Source organism: Pseudoalteromonas sp. SANK 73390, assembly GCF_054966645.1.
Window position 1 is genome coordinate 64,911 of the sequence record NZ_ARPN01000041.1, and the last position, 19,879, is coordinate 84,789.

General features: G+C 42.9%; 17 protein-coding genes and 1 other RNA gene. 16 read left to right on the plus strand and 2 right to left on the minus strand.

Annotated elements, in window-relative coordinates; translation table 11 throughout:
- Nucleotides 1–12 precede the first annotated feature (12 nt).
- The 8 genes from fabZ (at nucleotide 13) to SANK73390_RS04465 (ending at nucleotide 9,237) form a co-directional block, all read left to right on the plus strand.
- Complete coding sequence (fabZ, locus tag SANK73390_RS04430) at nucleotides 13–465, plus strand: 3-hydroxyacyl-ACP dehydratase FabZ (RefSeq protein WP_261591813.1); 453 nt, start codon at nucleotides 13–15, stop codon at nucleotides 463–465.
- A 2-nt stretch (nucleotides 466–467) separates the two neighbouring features.
- Entirely contained in the window at nucleotides 468–1,238 is a 771-nt protein-coding gene (gene lpxA / locus SANK73390_RS04435) for an acyl-ACP--UDP-N-acetylglucosamine O-acyltransferase (RefSeq protein ID WP_261591814.1), read from the plus strand.
- Between the two features lie 81 nt (nucleotides 1,239–1,319).
- The gene (gene lpxB / locus SANK73390_RS04440) at nucleotides 1,320–2,474 is read left to right on the plus strand and encodes a lipid-A-disaccharide synthase (RefSeq protein ID WP_462764024.1); all 1,155 of its coding nucleotides are present in this window, start codon (nucleotides 1,320–1,322) and stop codon (nucleotides 2,472–2,474) included.
- Complete coding sequence (gene rnhB, locus SANK73390_RS04445) at nucleotides 2,464–3,060, plus strand: ribonuclease HII (protein ID WP_261591816.1); 597 nt, start codon at nucleotides 2,464–2,466, stop codon at nucleotides 3,058–3,060. The genes lpxB and rnhB overlap by 11 nt, the downstream gene beginning before the upstream one ends.
- A 1-nt stretch (nucleotide 3,061) precedes the next feature.
- The gene (dnaE, locus tag SANK73390_RS04450; RefSeq protein ID WP_462764027.1) at nucleotides 3,062–6,553 is read left to right on the plus strand and encodes a DNA polymerase III subunit alpha; all 3,492 of its coding nucleotides are present in this window, start codon (nucleotides 3,062–3,064) and stop codon (nucleotides 6,551–6,553) included.
- A gap of 16 nt (nucleotides 6,554–6,569) precedes the next feature.
- Complete coding sequence (accA, locus tag SANK73390_RS04455) at nucleotides 6,570–7,526, plus strand: acetyl-CoA carboxylase carboxyl transferase subunit alpha (protein ID WP_261591818.1); 957 nt, start codon at nucleotides 6,570–6,572, stop codon at nucleotides 7,524–7,526.
- Nucleotides 7,527–7,577: 51 nt separating this feature from the next.
- Complete coding sequence (gene tilS, locus SANK73390_RS04460; RefSeq protein WP_462764030.1) at nucleotides 7,578–8,894, plus strand: tRNA lysidine(34) synthetase TilS; 1,317 nt, start codon at nucleotides 7,578–7,580, stop codon at nucleotides 8,892–8,894.
- Nucleotides 8,887–9,237, plus strand: a complete 351-nt coding sequence (locus SANK73390_RS04465; protein WP_462764033.1) for a hypothetical protein — start codon at nucleotides 8,887–8,889, stop codon at nucleotides 9,235–9,237. Before tilS ends, SANK73390_RS04465 begins: the two co-directional genes overlap by 8 nt.
- Before the next feature lie 45 nt (nucleotides 9,238–9,282).
- Here SANK73390_RS04465 and SANK73390_RS04470 read toward each other — a convergent pair whose 3' ends face one another.
- A complete protein-coding gene (locus SANK73390_RS04470; RefSeq protein ID WP_261591821.1) occupies nucleotides 9,283–10,179 on the minus strand; it encodes a GGDEF domain-containing protein in 897 nt (298 codons plus the stop codon).
- A 144-nt stretch (nucleotides 10,180–10,323) separates the two neighbouring features.
- On the opposite strand from SANK73390_RS04470, the gene SANK73390_RS04475 reads away from it, so the two are divergent.
- A complete protein-coding gene (locus SANK73390_RS04475; RefSeq protein ID WP_462764037.1) occupies nucleotides 10,324–12,291 on the plus strand; it encodes a cation:proton antiporter domain-containing protein in 1,968 nt (655 codons plus the stop codon).
- A 3-nt stretch (nucleotides 12,292–12,294) separates the two neighbouring features.
- Here SANK73390_RS04475 and SANK73390_RS04480 read toward each other — a convergent pair whose 3' ends face one another.
- On the minus strand, nucleotides 12,295–13,449 hold the full coding sequence (locus SANK73390_RS04480; RefSeq protein WP_261591823.1) for a patatin-like phospholipase family protein: 1,155 nt from the start codon (nucleotides 13,447–13,449) through the stop codon (nucleotides 12,295–12,297).
- Nucleotides 13,450–13,605: 156 nt separating this feature from the next.
- Between SANK73390_RS04480 and SANK73390_RS04485 the strand changes: the two genes are divergently transcribed.
- The 7 genes from SANK73390_RS04485 (at nucleotide 13,606) to gmtX (ending at nucleotide 19,596) form a co-directional block, all read left to right on the plus strand.
- Nucleotides 13,606–14,505: a DUF3014 domain-containing protein gene (locus SANK73390_RS04485; RefSeq protein ID WP_462764040.1), complete on the plus strand. Its 900-nt coding sequence runs from the start codon at nucleotides 13,606–13,608 to the stop codon at nucleotides 14,503–14,505.
- A gap of 123 nt (nucleotides 14,506–14,628) precedes the next feature.
- Nucleotides 14,629–14,725: signal recognition particle sRNA small type (ffs, locus tag SANK73390_RS04490), an RNA gene on the plus strand.
- Nucleotides 14,726–14,906: 181 nt separating this feature from the next.
- Nucleotides 14,907–15,758 (plus strand): hypothetical protein, encoded by an 852-nt coding sequence (locus SANK73390_RS04495; protein ID WP_462764042.1) that lies wholly within the window; start codon nucleotides 14,907–14,909, stop codon nucleotides 15,756–15,758.
- Nucleotides 15,751–16,377: a tyrosine-type recombinase/integrase gene (locus SANK73390_RS04500; protein ID WP_462764045.1), complete on the plus strand. Its 627-nt coding sequence runs from the start codon at nucleotides 15,751–15,753 to the stop codon at nucleotides 16,375–16,377. The genes SANK73390_RS04495 and SANK73390_RS04500 overlap by 8 nt, the downstream gene beginning before the upstream one ends.
- Complete coding sequence (gmtZ, locus tag SANK73390_RS04505; protein WP_462764048.1) at nucleotides 16,374–18,473, plus strand: gamma-mobile-trio integrase GmtZ; 2,100 nt, start codon at nucleotides 16,374–16,376, stop codon at nucleotides 18,471–18,473. The genes SANK73390_RS04500 and gmtZ overlap by 4 nt, the downstream gene beginning before the upstream one ends.
- A 30-nt stretch (nucleotides 18,474–18,503) precedes the next feature.
- Entirely contained in the window at nucleotides 18,504–18,962 is a 459-nt protein-coding gene (locus SANK73390_RS04510; protein ID WP_462764051.1) for a hypothetical protein, read from the plus strand.
- Nucleotides 18,955–19,596, plus strand: a complete 642-nt coding sequence (gene gmtX, locus SANK73390_RS04515; RefSeq protein ID WP_462764054.1) for a gamma-mobile-trio protein GmtX — start codon at nucleotides 18,955–18,957, stop codon at nucleotides 19,594–19,596. The genes SANK73390_RS04510 and gmtX overlap by 8 nt, the downstream gene beginning before the upstream one ends.
- Nucleotides 19,597–19,879: the final 283 nt, after the last annotated feature.

Genomic DNA, 19,879 nt, shown 5'->3' on the forward strand with positions numbered 1-19,879 from the left:
AAGGACGCTATTTTGGCAAATGAACTGAACGGTTTTGATATTCAAGAAATCTTAAAGTTATTACCGCATCGTTATCCAATGCTGTTAGTTGATAAAGTAATTGATTATAAAGCGGGTGAATATCTACATGCGGTCAAAAATGTAACTGCGAACGAACCAGTTTTTACGGGGCACTTTCCAGAACAACCTATTTTTCCTGGTGTAATGATTTTAGAAGCCTTAGCACAAGCTACTGGTTTATTGGGCTTTAAAACGGTCGAAAATCGTAGTGAAAACGAGCTATACTTATTTGCAGCAATAGACAATGCACGTTTTAAGCAACCAGTGCTGCCTGGTGATACCATGAATTTGCATGTCGACTTTGTAAAAGAGCGTCGCAATATTTGGAAGTTTTATGGCGAAGCAAAGGTCGATGGTAAAGTGGTATGTAGTGCTGAGATAATGTGTGCTAGAAGAGAGTTATAATCGTGATCCATCCTACTGCAATTATTGAATCAGGCGCACAGTTAGGCGATAACGTCTCAGTGGGTCCTTACAGTTACATCGGGAATGATGTAGTGATTGGCGATAACTGTATTATCGAATCACATGTGGTAATCAAAGGACCTTCAACCATCGGCTCTGGGAATCATATTTACCAGTTCGCGTCAGTGGGTGAAGCTTGCCAAGATAAAAAGTACAAGGATGAACCAACACAACTTATTATGGGTGATAACAACATCATCCGTGAATGTGCGACAATTCATCGTGGCACCATTCAAGATCAAGGTGTGACTAGAATTGGTAGTAACAACTTATTTATGGCCTATACACATGTTGCGCATGATGCAGTGATTGGTAGCAATGTGATTTTTTCAAATGGTGCCAGTGTTGCAGGGCATGTACACATTGGTGACTGGGCTATTTTAGCGGGTAATACCGGCGTGCATCAATTTTGCAAAGTGGGTGCGCACGCCTTTATTGGCATGTATTCAGGTGTAAGTAAAGACGTACCACCTTTTGTGACTACCACAGGCACTCCTGCTAAGCCAGCAGCTATTAATACTGAGGGTATGAAACGCCGTGGTTATAGTAGTGATGAAATTATGGCTGTACGACGAGCTTATAAAGCGCTTTATCGTAAAAGCTTGAACTTAGAAGAAGCCATAGCCGCTATGCGTGAAGACGCAGCAGAATTTGCTGCAGTTCAGCATATGATAGACTTTTTTGACACCTCAGAACGTGGCATTATTCGTTAGAAAATGCCCGTGATTGCCAGAATTGATAAACGCCATACGATACTTTTGTATGGCGTTTTTATTTATAGATAGATTAATGTGATGAAAAAAAACAAAAAATTAACTATTGGCCTAGTTGCAGGCGAACTATCTGGTGATATCTTAGGTGCAGGGCTCATTGAGGCACTTAAAGATAAATACCCTAATGCTGAGTTTGTCGGGATAGCTGGCCCCAAAATGCAAGCTGCTGGTTGCCGTACTTTGTTTGATATGGAAGAACTCGCTGTAATGGGCTTGGTTGAAGTGCTAGGGCGATTACCCCGTTTACTGAAAATCCGTAAACAGTTAGTTCAGTATTTTATTGATAATCCGCCTGATATTTATGTGGGGATCGATGCGCCTGACTTCAATCTTCGTGTTGAAAAACCACTTAAAAAAGCGGGTATTAAAACCGTTCAGTATGTTAGCCCATCTGTTTGGGCTTGGCGACAAAAGCGTATATTTACGATAGCAGAAGCCACCAATTTGGTATTGTCACTGCTGCCTTTTGAAAAAGCATTTTATGACAAGCATGATGTGCCTTGTAAGTTTGTTGGCCACACGTTAGCGGATGAGATTGCGCTGGATCATGATAGCAGCAGTGTGCGCCGCGAGCTTGGGTTGAAAGAGGATGACTTGGTCTTGGCTCTGCTTCCAGGCAGTCGAGGCTCAGAAGTGGGCTTACTCAGTGAAACATATTTACAAACAGCACAAAAGTTAAGCCATCGCCTGCCTAACTTGAAAGTGCTAGTCCCTTTAGTTAATGCCAAGCGTCGAGCACAGTTTGAACTGATTCTACAGCATGTGGCACCAAATTTGTCTCCTATTTTAGTTGATGGGCAATCGAGCAAGGTGATGGCGGCTTCTAATGCTGTTTTACTCGCATCGGGTACCGCCACACTCGAAGCGATGCTGTATAAAAAACCAATGGTTGTAGGCTACAAGTTTAAGCCATTGAGTTACTGGATTTTTAAACACTTCTTTACTTTTAATATTAAATATTTTGCATTACCAAATTTACTTGCCGATGCGCCATTGGTTCCTGAGTTCTTGCAACAAGAGTGTAACTCGGATGCATTGGTTGATGCATTGTACCCGATGCTGAAAGGGAGTAATGAAGCGTTGATCAGTAAGTTCTATGAAATTCATAACAATATTCGTCTAGATGCTAGCAAACAAGCGGCAAATGCAGTTGAGGAGTTGATTGATGCAAATTGAGCGTCCTGATGTACAGTACATTGCAGGTGTTGACGAGGTTGGTCGTGGCCCTTTGGTAGGTGATGTGGTGACCGCCGCGGTTATTCTTGACCCAAACCAGCCTATAGTCGGACTGGCAGATTCTAAAAAATTAAGTGAAAAAAAACGCCTATTATTGGCACAAGAGATAAAACAAAAAGCGCTTTGCTATTGTATTGCTCGTGCATCGATTGAGGAGATTGATGAGCTTAATATTTTGCATGCCACGATGTTGGCTATGAGTCGAGCTGTAGAAGGGCTTAGCATTGCACCTGACTTTGTATTTGTAGATGGCAATCGTTTACCCAAATTAACAATGAACGCGCAAAGCGTTGTGAAAGGAGATAGCTTAGTTGCAGAAATAAGTGCCGCCTCTATCATTGCCAAAGTAGCACGGGATCAGCAAATGCTGGAGCTAGATATGCAATATCCAGAGTTTGGTTTTGCGGCCCATAAAGGTTATCCGACTAAGGCACATTTTGCGGCACTTGAGCAACATGGCATCACACCGCATCACCGAAAAAGTTTTAAGCCTGTACAACGTATTCTTGCCATGAAGGGGCTGTGATATGACTACACCGGAGTTTGTCCATTTACGTGTACATAGTGACTTCTCAATGGTGGATGGTTTGGCGAAAACCAAACCTATTGTCGCTCGTTCCAAGGAATTGGGTCTGCCTGCATTGGCGATTACCGACCAAATGAACTTATGTGGATTAGTTAGGTTCTATGACACTGCTCATGACGCGGGTATTAAGCCAATTATAGGTGCCGATATTTGGCTCAGAAGTGATGAGTTTCCTGATGAGCCAAGTCGGCTTACTGTGCTTGCTAAAGATAATGAAGGCTATAAAAATCTTACCTTACTAATTTCAAAAGCATATCAGCGAGGACATGTATTTCATCGTCCAGTGGTTGATAAACAATGGTTGAGTGAACTTAAGTCGGGCCTTATTTTATTATCAGGCGGCAAAGATGGTGATGTTGGTAAAGCGCTTTTAAAAGGCAATCAACAGCTAGCACTTGATACACTGACTTTTTATGAGCAACACTTCAAAGATCACTTCTTTTTGGAGCTCACTCGTGCAGGGCGTGCGCAAGAAGAAGAATATTTACATAGCGCAGTTACATTAGCCAGTGAGCGAGGTGTACCGGTTGTTGCCACTAACGAAGTAGTTTTTCTACATGAAGAAGACTTTGAAGCGCACGAGATACGTGTCGCTATTCATGATGGTTACACTTTAGAAGATAAACGTCGGCCTAAGCGCTTCTCAAAAGAGCAATATCTGAAAACACCGGAACAAATGTTAGCGCTGTTCAGTGATATTCCAGAAGCATTAGAAAACTCAGTAGAAATCGCCAAACGATGTAATGTTACGGTTCAACTGGGAACTTATTTTTTACCAGATTATCCGACTGGGGATTTAAAAATAGACGACTTTTTGGTTAAGGTGTCGCGCGATGGCCTCGAAGAGCGTTTACAGTTTTTATTTCCCGACGAGCAAGTGCGCGTTGAAAAGCGTGTCGAATATGACGAGCGGCTACAAATTGAGTTAGATGTTATCAACCAAATGGGTTTCCCCGGTTACTTCTTAATCGTAATGGAATTTATCCAGTGGAGTAAAGATAATAATATTCCTGTTGGACCTGGACGGGGTTCTGGTGCAGGCTCACTGGTGGCTTACGCACTTAAAATTACGGACTTAGACCCACTAGAATTTGACCTGCTTTTTGAGCGATTTCTGAACCCAGAACGAGTCTCAATGCCTGACTTTGACGTTGACTTTTGTATGGATCGTCGAGATGAGGTGATTGACCATGTTGCGATGCTATACGGCCGTGATGCGGTATCGCAAATTATTACCTTTGGTACGATGGCAGCCAAAGCGGTTATTCGTGATGTCGGCCGTGTGTTGGGCCACCCATATGGCTTTGTAGATAGAATTTCTAAACTTGTACCGGGCGATCCGGGGATGACGTTGGCAAAAGCATTTGATGTTGAACCGCGCTTACCTGAAGCTTATGACGGCGATGAAGAAGTCAAAGATCTCATTGATATGTGCCGCATTTTAGAAGGCTGTACGCGAAATGCGGGTAAGCACGCCGGTGGTGTGGTTATATCCCCTACAACTATCACCGATTTTGCGGCATTATATTGTGATGAAGAGGGTAAATTTCCGGTTACTCAGTTTGATAAAAACGACGTAGAAACCGCAGGATTAGTTAAATTTGACTTTCTCGGCCTGAGAACACTGACTATTTTGCAGTGGGCGCTTGATATGACCAATGAGCGTCTTGGCCGAGAAGGTAAAGAGTCAGTAGACATTAATGCTATTCCATTAAATGACCGTAAAAGCATTGAGTTATTACTAAGAGCCGAAACAACCGCCGTGTTTCAGCTTGAATCTCGAGGCATGAAAGACCTTATTCGTCGCCTGAAACCCGACTGCTTTGAAGATATGATTGCACTTGTTGCGTTATTTCGGCCAGGACCTTTGCAATCGGGCATGGTAGATAACTTTATCGACCGTAAGCAAGGGCGAGAAGAGTTATCATACCCAGACGTACAGTGGCAGCACGATAGCTTGATACCGATTCTAGAGCCTACCTACGGGATTATCTTGTACCAAGAGCAGGTCATGCAAATTGCACAGGTACTTGCTGGGTATACGCTAGGCGGAGCAGATATGCTTCGTCGTGCAATGGGTAAGAAAAAGCCAGAAGAAATGGCCAAGCAGCGCTCTGCCTTTGAAGAAGGGGCGATTGCTAACGGCGTTGATGGCGAATTGGCGATGAGAATCTTCGATTTGGTGGAAAAGTTCGCAGGTTACGGTTTTAACAAATCTCACTCAGCTGCTTATGCACTCGTATCGTATCAAACACTGTGGATGAAAACCCATTATCCAGCAGAATTCATGGCTGCGGTTATGTCGGCGGATATGGATAACACAGACAAGATAGTTACCTTGGTGGATGAGTGTGAAAACATGAAGCTGACGTTGCTTGCGCCTGATGTAAATGCCGGGGTTTATAAGTTTACAGTCAACCGTCAAGCCGAGATAGTGTATGGAATTGGGGCAATAAAAGGCGTCGGAGAGGGGCCAGTTGATGCTATTTTAGAAGCAAGAGCACAAGGTGGGGAGTTTAAAGATTTATTTGATTTTTGCGCTCGTGTAGATTTAAAACGCTTAAACAAGCGTGTGCTCGAAAAGCTCATTTATGCCGGTGCACTTGATAAACTGGGGCCTGAAAAAAACCAGCCAGGACGTGCTACGTTACTTGCAAGTTTAAAAGGGGCAATGAAATCTGCTGAGCAGCACCATAAGGCTGAGTCACTGGGTCAGTCAGACTTGTTTGGTTTGTTAGCAGTAGAGCCTGAACAAGTTGAGCAGGCCTTTACGAGTGCGCTGCCACTGACGGATAATCAATGGTTAGATGGTGAAAAAGAAACCTTAGGCTTATACCTAACGGGACACCCTATTAATCAATACCGAAAAGAGCTAAAGCACTACACATCAGGGCGACTGGTAGATTTACAACCAACGAACCGAGACGTTCAATCCACCGCTGCAGGCTTGGTGATTAATGCAAGAACGTTAATAAACAAAAAAGGTAATCGCTGGGGATTGATAACTTTAGATGACAAGAGTGCCCGGATTGATGTACGCTTATTCCCTGAACAGTTTGAAGTTTACCAAGAATTACTGCAAATTAACCAAATCTTGGTAATAACCGGACAGGTCAGCTTTGATAACTTCTCTGGTGGCATTACAATGACCGCCAGAGACGTATGTACCATAGCTCAAGCGCGAGAAAAACGCATAAGAGCAATAAAAATGACATTAAATATGGTTCAAATTGAAGCAAACTTCTTCGAAAATTTACGAAAAGTACTAGAACCTTATAAATTTGGTACATGTCCGATAAAGATTATGTATCAACGTCCGGATGCGTTAGCAGAACTAACGCTTGGAACACAATGGTGTGTGACGCCAACTGATGACTTATTGACTCGGTTATCGCAAATGGCGGCGCAAGAAATAGAACTAGAATTTAACTAATTAGGTAGTTTAGAGCATGAGCCTCAATTATCTTGACTTTGAGCTTCCAATCGCAGAATTGGAAGCGAAAATTAAAGAGTTACAAAACGTTAGCCGCTCAGGTAGTTTAGATCTGAGCTTAGAAGAAGAAATTACGCGCTTAAAAGAGAAAAACGTTGAGCTAACCGAGAAAGTTTTTGCTGGTTTAGGTGCTTGGCAGGTTTCTCAATTGGCTCGGCATCCACTGCGTCCATATACTCGTGATTATATCAAGCGTATTTTTACTGAGTTTGATGAGTTTGCAGGTGACCGTACCTTTGCCAACGACCCTGCTATTTTAGGTGGTGTGGCACGTCTTGATGGTAAGCCTGTGATGGTGATCGGACAACAAAAAGGGCGTGATACCGCGGAAAAAATCAAGCGTAACTTTGGTATGCCAAAACCTGAAGGTTACCGCAAGGCCCTACGTTTAATGGAAATGGCGGAGCGTTTTAAAATGCCCATCATTACTTTTATCGACACGCCAGGGGCTTACCCAGGTGTTGGTGCAGAAGAGCGTGGCCAAAGCGAGGCAATTGCACGTAACTTAAAAGTGATGGCTGCATTGAAAGTACCCACCATTTGTACCGTTATAGGTGAAGGTGGCTCTGGTGGTGCACTTGCTATTGGCGTAGGTGATAGGGTTAATATGCTGCAATACAGTACTTACTCAGTTATTTCACCAGAAGGCTGTGCATCGATCCTTTGGAAAAGCGCTGAAAAAGCCCCATTAGCTGCTGAAGCAATGGGTGTATCGGCGCAACGTGTTAAAGAGTTAGATTTGATTAATAACATCGTTGAAGAGCCACTAGGCGGAGCACATCGCGACTATGATGTAATGGCTAAGAACCTAAAAGTGCAGCTAAAGCGCGATTTAGGAGAACTTGAAGAGCTTGGTACAGACACCATGCTTGAACAGCGCTATCAACGACTCATGTCTTTCGGCTACTGTTAAGTAGTGCTAAACTAAAAAAGCCGCTTAAGCGGCTTTTTTACGTTGTGAATTATGAAAAATACCACACTTTATAAAAATTTCTTTGTTGCGGTAAACGGGTCAAATCCTGAGCAAAAACCAATGACGGTGGCACTTTCGGGTGGCGTTGATTCGGTTGTTTTATTGCATCTATGCCATGCACTTCGCACAGCCCAGCCCAGTTATGCAATTGAGGCTGTGTATATTGATCATGGTTTATCTGTTGAGTCTAAAAGTTGGCAACAGTTTTGCCACGATTTATGTGCCTCTTTAAAGATTACTTTTAAAACCTGCTCTGTGAATGTAGAGCAAAAAGCCCGTCATAGCCTAGAAGCACAGGCCCGTGATGCTCGATACGCCGCCTTAGATGAGCTTGCAACCCCGGGCAGTATGATTGTGCTAGGGCAGCATGGTGACGACCAACTAGAAACGTTTTTACTGCGGTTAAAGCGAGGCTCTGGTCTCAATGGTTTGGCATCGATGCGTGCACAGCGGGTGTTGGAATCAGGTCGAACCTGTATCCGCCCGTTGCTGAATGTTTCTCGTGAAGATATAGAAACGTTTGCTCGTTTATTTGCCATTAAGCATATTGAAGATCACTCCAACTTTGATGACCGCTTTGATCGTAACTTTTTACGTAATCATATTGTTCCTTTACTTAAATCGCGTTTTCAAGGATTTTTGCCCAGTGCCTTGCGCAGTATTGAGTTGTTGCAGCAGCAGCAAAGTTTAATTGACGAGATAACCGCGCAAGATTTACAAGTTTGTATGGTGTCACTTGATAAGCTGAACTTACAAGTATTGGCAAGCCTCAGTGCGCTTAGGCAAGCCAATGTAATACGCGGATGGCTTGCTAATTTGAGGGTAAATATGCCCTCTAAAGTACAACTTGAGCAATTGCTACATCAAGCACTACATAGTAAAGAAGATGCTCAGCTGAGCATTCTAATGGGAAATGGTGTAATCAGACGATACCGACAACATCTGTACTTTGTTTGTGACAGTGAGACGCCACAAGCGTGCAATAATGTTACGTGTGAGCCAACTTCATTGAGCGATGGACGAGTATTAATCACTAAGCAGGGTAAAGGTGTACGCTTACCCCAAGAGAATGAACAAGTATCAATTCAATTTGGTGTGATGAATGTCAAAATACGGCCATGTAATAAGCCGGGCAGAAATACCGTTAAGCACTGGCTTAAAGAGGCGGGTGTGCCAAGTTGGCAACGCAATCAAGTGCCTTTGGTTTTTTATAATGAACAACTAGTACAAATTGTTGGTTTTTATTTTGAACACACTGTTTTTATGCCACAGCAGGGTATCTATTGGGAGTTTTTAAACAATGAATAAGCATAATATTGGGCGCTCTTTAGCAAGTAGATCGCCGTTAGCCTTGTTGTTTAATGTATTTTTATTTGTGTTACTCGCTGTTTTTGATGGCACATTTATATTAAGTAATATGCTCTATGCGATAGTGTTTGGCTTAGGCTGTGCTGCGTTACTATTGGGCTACTGGCATGAAAAAGGCGGATATCTGTTTATTTTAGCATTATTGATGCCACTGTTATTAGTCATTATGAGTGAATTGACCAGCTTTGTTGCTTTGGCTTGGGTGATCAATGGCTATTTTTGTGGTTTTGCATTGGCATTACTGATTTATAAATTAGGTTATTTAAAAAAGCATAGCAGCTAATAAGTTCAAAGGCGGCTCAGCTAGGGGGCTGAGCCGAAATCGAATTTAAGCCGTTCTTGCACAGTTACGCCCATCGGCTTTGGCTTTATATAAGCCTTTGTCGGTGCGCGCAAAAATACTGCTTTCACAATCGTGCATTGCTGATAAAGTAAAACCAATACTGGTTGTAACAGCAAGCTTTGACAGTAGGTGGCAATGCCTTACTGCATGCATCACTCGTTCAGCAATGACTTTATTGGTGGTAAACTCTGGGTCATCAATAATAATTGCAAACTCATCTCCACCAAATCGATACACTGAGTCTGTACTGCGTACACATTCCTTTAGTATGTGAGCAAATCTTACCAACACTTCGTCACCGGCACTGTGACCATGTAAGTCATTAACTTGTTTAAAATTATCTAAATCTAGCAGCATTAGGCTAAATCGACTTTGCAAACGGCGGTCACGCTCAATGCGTTGGGCTAAGTTATCTGTAAACACACAGCGGTTGTTTAACCCAGTGAGTGCATCTTTAGTGGCTAGTTTTAAAACACGGTTGTATGTTAAAGCATTACGTAGCGGGTATAAAAGCGCGTTATGAAGTCGACATAGCTTTGCCTTAATGCTATCGCTTAACTGATACTGGCAAAAATAAACTAGCTGCCCTAGGTGCTCTTCGTTTAACATCAAGTCAAATTTATAGGGTGTGTATTGGTTGTCACTATTATGCATTTGGGCGATGCCCAAAGAGGAGTGAAACTGTAAACCAGATAGTTTTATAATACGTTGTGCATGTTCAGCAAATACAGTAAGTAATTCATCGATGTGTAACGTGGTTTGTAATTGCTCAACAAGTTTATGGATAGGATCCGCATCACGCTTTACAAATTGTTCAGAATCAAACGGCAAGTAATCGCCGCGTGTTGATATACGCTGAGCCAAAATATGGACATTTTCCATTTAGTATTCCCCTAACTACTACTATTTACTGATATTAAGCGAAAACTGTGCCAAGAAATTAAACTGGCTGAAAAACAGCCGCTTGCTATAGTTAATGGCATACACTTTTTATACTTTTCATATTTTTGACGCTTTGGAGGCCGCTTGCAGAGTATTTTTGCCGAGGTTTTTGCCTTATTGCTTGCCGCAGTGATTTTAGTGTGGCTGTTTAAGCGTGTTGGCTTGCCAGCCATTTTGGCTTATTTAGTTACTGGCGTGTTGGCGGGTAGTTATGGCATCGGCTGGATGAGCGTGAGCTATGAAATGCACTTTATTGCTGAACTCGGTATTGTATTTTTGTTGTTCAGTTTGGGGTTAGAGTTTTCTATTCCTAAGTTAATGGCGATGCGTAATTTGGTGTTTGGGTTGGGCAGTTTGCAAGTTTTGATCACCACGATTGTAGGTATGTTTGTCGTTAAAGCATTAAATTATGATTGGCTAAGTGCCTTTATTATTGCCAGCTTAATGGCGTTGTCATCGACTGCCGTGGTTGTAAAAATGCTCAAAGAGAGTGGTAGTCTTAATTTACGACGCGGTCAGTTAGCAGTTGGCGTTTTGTTATTTCAAGATATTGCTGTTGTTCCTCTATTAATTGCCTTACCGCTAATTGCTCAATCAGATAATCAGGTGTTGATGGGGGCACTGACCTTTGCCTTGGCTAAAGGAGCGTTTGTGTGCCTTTTGCTGTGGGCTATAGGTAAATGGCTGTTACCCAAAATATTTAATGAAGTGGCGTCGGTGCGTACCGATGAGCTGTTCGTATTGACTACTATATTGGTTGCACTGTGTGCGGGTGGGTTAACATATTTGTTCGGCTTGTCTATGGCATTGGGCGCTTTTCTTGCTGGCATGATGCTGGGAGAGAGTCAGTATCGTCACCAGTTAGAGGCAGAGATTAGGCCATTTCGTGATATTTTGATGGGGCTATTTTTTGTTACAGTTGGTATGCAGCTAAATATTCCTTATGTAGTCAATAAAATAGGCCTTATCATCTTAGCGTTAGCAGTGTTATTGTTGTTAAAGGTACTGATCATTGCTTTACTTGCTCAGCTTATGGGTGAGCGTAAAAAAGACGCGTTGGCTGCGGGTATTTCTCTTTGGCAAATGGGGGAGTTTGGTTTTGTGTTGGTTGCGCTTGCAGGTAAGCACAGTTTGCTTGAGCCAAATAGTGCGTCATTTTTAATTGCACTAGGGGTATTATCAATGGCGGCGACTCCCTATTTAATAGACTGCACACCCATTATATTGCAAAAGCTCAATGTAAATGGAGAGCGATACAAGCATGATTTTAATCAACGTATTTTGAACGATAGCTTCAGCAATCATGTGGTTATTTTGGGGTATGGGAGAGTTGGTCAAACGATTGCTCGGTTTTTAAAACCGGAAGCTATACCGTATGTTGCCATTGAGCGTAACCCCCGTTTGGTGGAAGAAGCGCAAACAGCTGCAGAGCCAGTCATGTTCGGCTACTCAGGCTCACAAGCACTACTTAAACAGGCTAATGTAGATAAAGCAAGATTAGTGATTATTACATGCTCTGATTTTAATCAAAGCCATGAAGTGATTGATGCAATAAAGCGGGTTGCACCCAACGTAAAAATATTAGCGCGTGCTACTGACGATAGTCACCTTGATGATTTAAAAGCTCTGGGTGTAACTGAAGTGGTGCCAGAAGCACTCGAAGCGAGTTTGATGTTGGTATCGCATGTGCTGCATATGTCGGGTGTACCAATGCGGCGAATATTTAAGCGAGTAAGTAAAGAGCGACATAATCGTTATGAGTATTTGCATGGTTTTTTTGCCGGTGATGACCAAGAGCCAATGGGCGAGAACATAGACAGGCTTGAATACTTGCATGCGATGGCGTTGCCGGAGTCGGCATTTGCTGTTGATAAAAGTATAGAAACGTTGATGTTAGATAAACAGAAAGTGGCCATTACAGCGCTGCGTCGAAATGGACAAGAGCTTGCAGCTCCGCAGCAAAGCATGGTGCTGCAAGCTAACGATGTTTTGTTGCTTAAGGGTAAGCCACGACGCGTAGAGCGCGCTGAGCAATACCTACTTAATGGTTAGGTGTTAATCATCTAATTCTAAAAAATGCCTAATCTCATCGAGCCTTGCCATGCCGTCTCGATAGCCAATATCGATTAAATGCTGTGTGTAATTTTTTTCAAACAATAAATAGCTGGTTAAACTTGAGCTTGAATGGCGTTTAACCCCAATTGATCGCAGCAGCAGCTTAATAGCCATAGGCATATCGTCGTAATATTGTTCAGCAATATCTCTAAAGTTGTCTGTTGGGTTAATTACTAACGTTTTGATAGGCTTTAGCTCTTTGTGTTTACTTTTTGCTTGGGTAGGTAAAAGGCCAATGGTGCGGTTAACACGCTCTAAACGCTCTAAATCAGATTGTAGTGTATCGCTAAATACGCTGTCTAATAAGTGACCGGCAATAGCCGACATGCCAGGAAAGTGCGGCTCATACCCTAAAGGGGAGCTTATCTTTGGCTGCTCTACCCCAATAACAAAAATTTTTTCTGCACCGAGGTGAATTGAAGGACTCAGTGGGGATAATTGGTGAATGGAGCCATCACCATAGTAATGGTGTTTTACCCGCACACTGGGAAATACCATGGGTATAGCACTAGATGCCATTAGAACATCTAACGATATTTTGCCTGATACACCTTGTCGTTTGGCTCTTTGCCATGGTTTTGCGTTTTTTGCTTGAAAATAAGCCACAGAGCGACCAGTTGAATAACTAGACACAGTGACAGATATAGCATCTAAATAGTTTTTATGAATATTGCGGTCAATTCGCGATAGGTCTAATACATCATCAAGCAAGCTACGAAGCGGTAAATTATCTAATAAGCTCGCTGGTGGGTGATTTAAGTGACTTGATTGGAAACTACGGGTGATATTTCCCAGCAAGTGACCAAATGCACCAATAAAGTCGCTGCGATAAACCATGTGAGAGTGAAAGCTTTTCCACACCCATTCTATTTTGCGTACCGCCAAATGCATACAAGAGGCGTAGCAGGCTAAGGCTGCTGAATTAATAGCACCAGCAGATGTGCCATTAATTATTTTAAATGGAATAGGCGCTGTGCGTGGCATACTCAATGCGAGTGCTTTTAATACCCCTACTTGATATGCAGCACGAGCGCCACCTCCAGTGAGTAATAGGGCAACAGGGGGGCGGTTTGCTTGGCGTTGTTTTAAATTCATAAATCCTCGAAAAACAATGAACTTTTTACTATATTGCTCGTCAGTAGAATTAGTCCTGCTATCATCGCATTATAAGTGCTATAACATTTACTTTATGTTTTAATTTTTAAATATTCAAAAGAATATTGTTTTTCAAGCCAATTTTATGGAGCTGTTATGTCAGAGTCTGGTTCAGAACACCCTCAAAAAGCTAAGCCATCGCGTAGTCATCTATTACTTGCCGCCACTGTTGTGGTCGCGCTTGGGATCGTATTGATATTTGTTTTATCCAAGCAAGACGAGACAAAGCAAGATAATGCAAAGTATGCTCAAGACGTGGTTGAACAGCAACCACAATATACCGAGCATATTAACACAGCTCAAACAAAGCCTGTAGTTCAAGAGCCAGCAGAGGCCCCAGAGACAGTTGAAATACCAGCTTCAGCAAACCGTAACGAAATACCAATTGAAGTTGCACCAGCTACACCAAATGAGCCTGAATTACCATCGCTTGATAACAGCGATGAAGTAGTTAAACAAACGGTGGCTGAGATTATGACTGAAAAAGCCTTAGCACTGATAGTGAACGATGACATGGTTCGCCGAGGTGTGGTATTCGTTGAAAACCTAGCCAAAGGTAAAATAGCTGAAAAACACATGCCAGTTAAAAAACCCGAAGAGCCATTTATGGCACTTGAAGACGATATTGTGGTAACTGATCCAAATAGTTTTGAACGTTACACGCCTTATGTTGACATGCTATCTAGCATGAGTACGGCGCAAATTGTGCGTATGCTTAATAAATTTCAGCCGTTGATTGCGCAAGCATATGAAGAGATTGGCTACAACGGTAATGACTTTAATGGCACGCTAGATAAAGCAATTAGCGAGTTACTTAGCACGCCAATACCAAAAAGTAATGTACCTTTGATTAAAGATTCAGTGACTTATCGCTATGCCTACCCAGAATGGGAGCAACTATCTGAGGCGCAAAAGCAGTTTTTACGTATGGGCCCTGAAAACATGGAACGAGTAAAACAACGTTTAAGCGCTTTACAAAAATCATTAGCACAGTAAGTATTTTGCACTGACTGCTTGATGTTTAAGCAGTCAGTGCGAATAAGTGAGTTTTCCCTTGAAACTCAACTCGAAACTAGAGATAATCCTTTCCGCGCCAAACAAGGCCCTCAATGGTAGTCTTATTGGTCCTCTCGCAACAATAGCAGGTGAATCTGGTCAGGCCCGGAAGGGAGCAGCCACAGCGTGTGATTTGTGTGCCGAGATGTGGCTGGTAAGACTGCCACCCAAACTCCAAATGTTGTTTGTAGTGTAAGTCATATTTATAGTACTCAAAACTATACTAATCTGTACTAATTCCTATCTTTCTAAAGTAAAAAACTAAATCTTAGCTCATTAGATCAATAGCATTTCTTATACTAATCTACTAAAACTCACCCGCACTAATTGGTTTAGTTACCGTGTTAGTCAAAGTTCTTGCGCAAGTTCAAACAGATAATTCAGGCTTATTGATTGAAGTACCTGTGTTGCTTAGCGAATATGGTGTATTCGACCCTTTACTTGATTACGTTATAAGTCAGTCGCACATTAAAAGTTTGCCATGGATGAATCGCATTACGTTTGCTTGCCAATTGTTACTCGAGTACATGGAAGCCAACACAGGATTATTTTCAGACGCCAGTAAGTTATTTCAATCATTTGTAATGCGTTTATCGTTGGGTACCATTAGCCCAGAGGGGAATGATCCATCGGGTTTATATTGGTTACCTCGCTCTACAGCAAACGTAAATCAACTTTTATCTGCGCTAAATGGCTTAACGGATTGGCTCGCCAATAACAGAAATACAACTAGCTTAAACCCGTTTGAACAAGCCAGCTCTCATCAAGAACGCCTTAACTATGCTGCATGGTACAAACGCAATCAGTACAACTTTTTAGGCCATATCAAAAGTAACCCTTTACCCAGTGTGCTTAAAACCGTGCGTAAGGTACGCGGTAAAAAGGATGTGCTAAAGGTTGATGGTGATGCCATTTCATTTCCAGAAAAGCTCTTTAAACCCTTTTTTATTCAAGGCTTAGGCAAAGCCAGAGATAAGCGCGTGGCACTGCGTGATCAGCTTATTGTGTTGCTGATGCATGGCACCGGTGTACGAGAAAGTGATGCTTTACACCTTTGGGTGGATGATGTGTTTTATGACCCAGAAAACCCAAGTGGTGTGATAGTACGTTTGTACCACCCCGAAGATGGCAGAGCACCAAATAACTGGACTGGCCGCAAACGACAAAAAAACACGCGCAGCGTATTTGTCTGAGAACTTCAACCTAATTCCTCGTAACCGCATGACGGGTACCGCTCGAGTTGGCTGGAAAACCAAAGTGGTTGATGATGACGAAAACTACATTCAACTGCACTGGTTTCCAGCCTTTTACGGTGAGCTATTTGCCAAGTTGTGGCAGCAATACTTACTTTACCTATTACCGTTGCCAAGAATGCACCCTTACGCATTTGTGTCGTTTTCACAAACACACGAAGGTCAATCGCTCACCCTAAATGCGTTTAACCAAAGTTATAAAGCGGCCATGGCTCGTATCAACCTTGTTGTATCAAAACCTGAAGGACGAACCCCACATGCCCATCGTCATGCTTATAGCAGACGCATGTCGAGTGCAGGTATCGATCCACGACTGATCAAAAAGGCACTCCACCATGCATCGTTATTATCGCAAGCGGTTTATACCCAACCCAGTATTAGAGACGTGACGTTGGCATGTGAAAGAGCGTCAAAAAACCTTGATGGTCAACACTATGCCGAGTTTAAAGAAGACGTCAGCGTGAGCTGGCAAAACGTGATGGAATCGGGTTTTGAAGATATTGACCCTGATGGGCTATTTAGCGGTAAGTACCCTAAATTAAGGAGATATAAACCATGAAAACACAGGATTATGAGTTCAATTGGTTTATCAAGAAAAACGGCTCAGGTTGGGAAACATGGCGGGAGTTGGCCTCAGCTTGGCTTGAACAAAAGCAATACGGCATTGACCATTCACGCGCAGCTATTTCACGCTTTTTAGATGAATATTTGGTACCGCGATTTATTATCGACCCCATTGAGCTTTTTACACTGGCAGGGCAAGACTACAACAAGTTTCTTATGCCGTTTGAGCTGAATGACGGCTACCGTGTTAGGCAAAACAACGATGTATGCCGCTTTATTGATTGGATAATTGATACCTACTACTCAGAGCCAGATGATAATGGCGATCCTGTGCCGCTATTTCAAAACCCCTTTGATAAAGAGCAAAACCCTGTAAGAAGGCAGGAGACTGTCTACAACGCTTTACCCTACGCCTATATTAAACAATTGCGCAGCATATTATGCCCCGCGCCTCGAGGTCACTTTAAGCAATGGCAGTGGGCCATCGACTACAGTGAGATCTTCTTCACCAGTGCCCGTTTTTTAAAAGACTGGATTTTGGTTGATAAGTCGGTGATAGACAAAGCAGACCCTGATTGTGTTTGGCAAAAACACACACTAGATAAACAGCGGCAAATAAGAATCGATGGTGCACTTAGAACCCTTGAGGAAGGTGACAGCATTTACTTAATTTGGTCACCTGTTCGTGCCATGGCTTTGTATCTTAAATTGCAGTTACCTTTACGAACTTTTCAAGTGCGAATGCTGGACTCGGGCGAGGCTGATACATGGCGTTACAGCAATGGCGAGTGGCAAATGAATGAACAACATCATTTTGCTGAAGGCAGCGATAAGCGCCCATGGCAAAAAGGGATATTTCACCGCATTATTACGCCAGATATTGGTGATGTGATGACAGGCATGTACATAAACACCAATAAAACCGCAGATAGAAACAAAGACGAAATAACTCGGGGGTACGTGATCCCGTGGCAACACGAAGAGGTGTTGTATTGGCTAGAAAAGCTCAGAAACTGGCAAGAAAAGTACAACCCAATCAACAAGCCCACCTCAATTTACGACTTAGATTACAAACACTTTGGCAGCACTAAAACCAAAATTCAGCGCAGTGAAATTGGTGATATTTGCTTTTTATTTCGTAATGCCGCTGCGTATCGTAAGCGTGAACGTTGTATGCCAATAACTGACGGTTATGTTAACGCGCTTTGGGTGGCTTTGCTTGCCCAACTTGAGCACGATGTGGCGAAAAAAGAGCATACATTAAGAGATGGTGCCAAAGTGCATTTTGTTGACCCTAAAAATGCCAGAAGGCCGCTATTCCCTTTGCATGCATTACGCGTTTCTTTGATCACTTGCTATGCCATTGAAGGGGAAATACCCACACCGATATTGTCAAAGCTGTTGGTTGGCCACAGTCGTTTGATCATGACTTTGCACTACACCAAACTCACGCCTGTGATGATGGCCAAGAAAATGCGTGAGGCTGAAGGCAAAATAATTGACCAAGAAGACGATAGCTTGCGCTCATTCTTGGCCAATAAATCCATTGAAGAAATCGGCTTACAAGCCGCGTTCAAAGACATTGAATCGCTACAAACTGCATTGAGAGTGCGCAACCCAGCTGGGTGGCAAGAAAAGTCGATAGGCATTTGTTTAGCGGGAGGCAACACCTCGCCCTTGGTTGAACATGCTTCTATTGCTGGGTGTTGGAATGGCGGCGATAAACTAAAAAAAGCGAATCGAAACCAAGCCGACTTACACGCGCCAGTACCCCATGGCATTGAAAACTGTATTCGTTGCCGCTGGTTTATTACCAGCATCCGCTATATTCAATCGCTTACGGCTCACTTTAACAACCTAAGTTATCACGCCACAGAAGCGGCCAAAATTGCTGTGGAACTTGAGGGCGAGCAAGCGAGTTTGTTGGATGAAGAATACTTTTGTGAAGTAAATGGAACCCCATTTAGCAAGCGCGACCAGCTAAACAGCATAGACAGGCGTATTGAGCGACAAAAGTCCGAAGCCGATGAATACTGCAAAGACTTAGTAGCGTGTTTTCAGGTGATCCGTAAGGTACTAAGTATTGAGTAAAATCGGGAAGAGCACGACCGCAAAGACAAAGTGATTGCGCTTGGCTCAGCACAAGACATATCACCATTCTTTAGCTTTTTAGACACGAAATCTGAATTTAGGCAGCTGATCCAAATCTGCGATGACGCAGAAGTATTTGCAGACTTAAAAGATGACTTAAAGAAAACCACGGCCATTAATCACAGATCAAACATGCTAAACACTATGCTGATGCGCATGGGCTACCAACCAATCCTGATGCAGCTCGACGACGAAGCGCAGCTTAAGCTTGGTAATGTGATGGTCAATGCCATGCTAAATGCCACTAAAGAGCCAGACAAAAGCAAAGCCATGACAATGCTTTCAACTTACCTTGATACTGAAGCTTACTTGAAAGACGCAGGCCTGCTCGAGCAAGGTGTACAAGCGATTGAAAGTAACACAGGTATTAGCATCAGAACATTGGCAAACATGGCAACTGCCACTTTAGGAGTGAAGAAAAATGGCTAATCCAGTTGACCCAACGCTAGTGCTGCAAGAACTATGCGCAAGCGCCACCACAAGAACCGCCAATGCTTTAACGGTATTGAATGCTGTGCTTGAGCAACAAAGTAAAATAACGCCTCTCGACTTTTCTATGGCAACGATCGGGCGGTTGTCAAAAGAGCAAGGCGGCCCATCAACACAAACCATCCGTAATCGCACAGGAAAGCACTTTCAGCAATTAATAGAGGCTTGGGCAGCCTATGCAGGCACAACGTGTAAAAAGCCGCTCTCAGTGCGCCAAAAACAGCTATTGAACAGCAACGACCAACATATTCTGGATGCCATCGACGACCCTGTGATTAGAGCCGTTGTAGGCTCACTGATTGCCGAACGGAACAAATACCGTGACCAACTCAATACGCTCAAAGCCAACTCAGACTTGTTTATAGACAGAACCAAAGGCGATAAAACCAATACCACACTCGAAAACAAACAACTGGTACCGCTGGAAATTGAAGCTATTAAAGCGGCAATTTCTGATGAACTTTTCAATAAACAAGGCTGGGAAGTCATGCCCACAGGTCAAGTCAAAGACGCTGATGGAAATGAGATCTATAAGCGTGGGTATGTGAATGGGTTGAGGAAGATGCTCCCTTAATGCTGCAACGATAGTTAAAACTTATAAAATAAAAATGGAACAAGTAAGATTGCATAGCTAGCCCCAGCATTGGCAATATCGTCAAGAGTTTACCTTTTTCTCGTCCCAGCTTTCTATAATAAACACGGCTGCAGTATGTGCTGCATGTACTGCTAGTCGAGCGTGACAAACATGCTAAATAAACATCACTAAATAAACATGACACCCATTTTTATTTGCTGGTTTTTCATTCACTGTCTATCTTTTATCTATCGCTTTAAAGGGCAGGCAGATAACATGGCAA

What these genes read in the sequence shown, in the direction of transcription:
- lpxB (WP_462764024.1), top strand. Translation starts at nt 1,320, where the DNA reads ATGAAAAAAAACAAAAAATTAACTATTGGCCTAGTTGCAGGCGAACTA.
- rnhB (WP_261591816.1), top strand. Translation starts at nt 2,464, where the DNA reads ATGCAAATTGAGCGTCCTGATGTACAGTACATTGCAGGTGTTGACGAG.
- dnaE (WP_462764027.1), top strand. Translation starts at nt 3,062, where the DNA reads ATGACTACACCGGAGTTTGTCCATTTACGTGTACATAGTGACTTCTCA.
- accA (WP_261591818.1), top strand. Translation starts at nt 6,570, where the DNA reads ATGAGCCTCAATTATCTTGACTTTGAGCTTCCAATCGCAGAATTGGAA.
- tilS (WP_462764030.1), top strand. Translation starts at nt 7,578, where the DNA reads ATGAAAAATACCACACTTTATAAAAATTTCTTTGTTGCGGTAAACGGG.
- SANK73390_RS04465 (WP_462764033.1), top strand. Translation starts at nt 8,887, where the DNA reads ATGAATAAGCATAATATTGGGCGCTCTTTAGCAAGTAGATCGCCGTTA.
- SANK73390_RS04470 (WP_261591821.1), bottom strand. Translation starts at nt 10,179, where the DNA reads ATGGAAAATGTCCATATTTTGGCTCAGCGTATATCAACACGCGGCGAT.
- SANK73390_RS04480 (WP_261591823.1), bottom strand. Translation starts at nt 13,449, where the DNA reads ATGAATTTAAAACAACGCCAAGCAAACCGCCCCCCTGTTGCCCTATTA.
- SANK73390_RS04485 (WP_462764040.1), top strand. Translation starts at nt 13,606, where the DNA reads ATGTCAGAGTCTGGTTCAGAACACCCTCAAAAAGCTAAGCCATCGCGT.
- gmtZ (WP_462764048.1), top strand. Translation starts at nt 16,374, where the DNA reads ATGAAAACACAGGATTATGAGTTCAATTGGTTTATCAAGAAAAACGGC.
- gmtX (WP_462764054.1), top strand. Translation starts at nt 18,955, where the DNA reads ATGGCTAATCCAGTTGACCCAACGCTAGTGCTGCAAGAACTATGCGCA.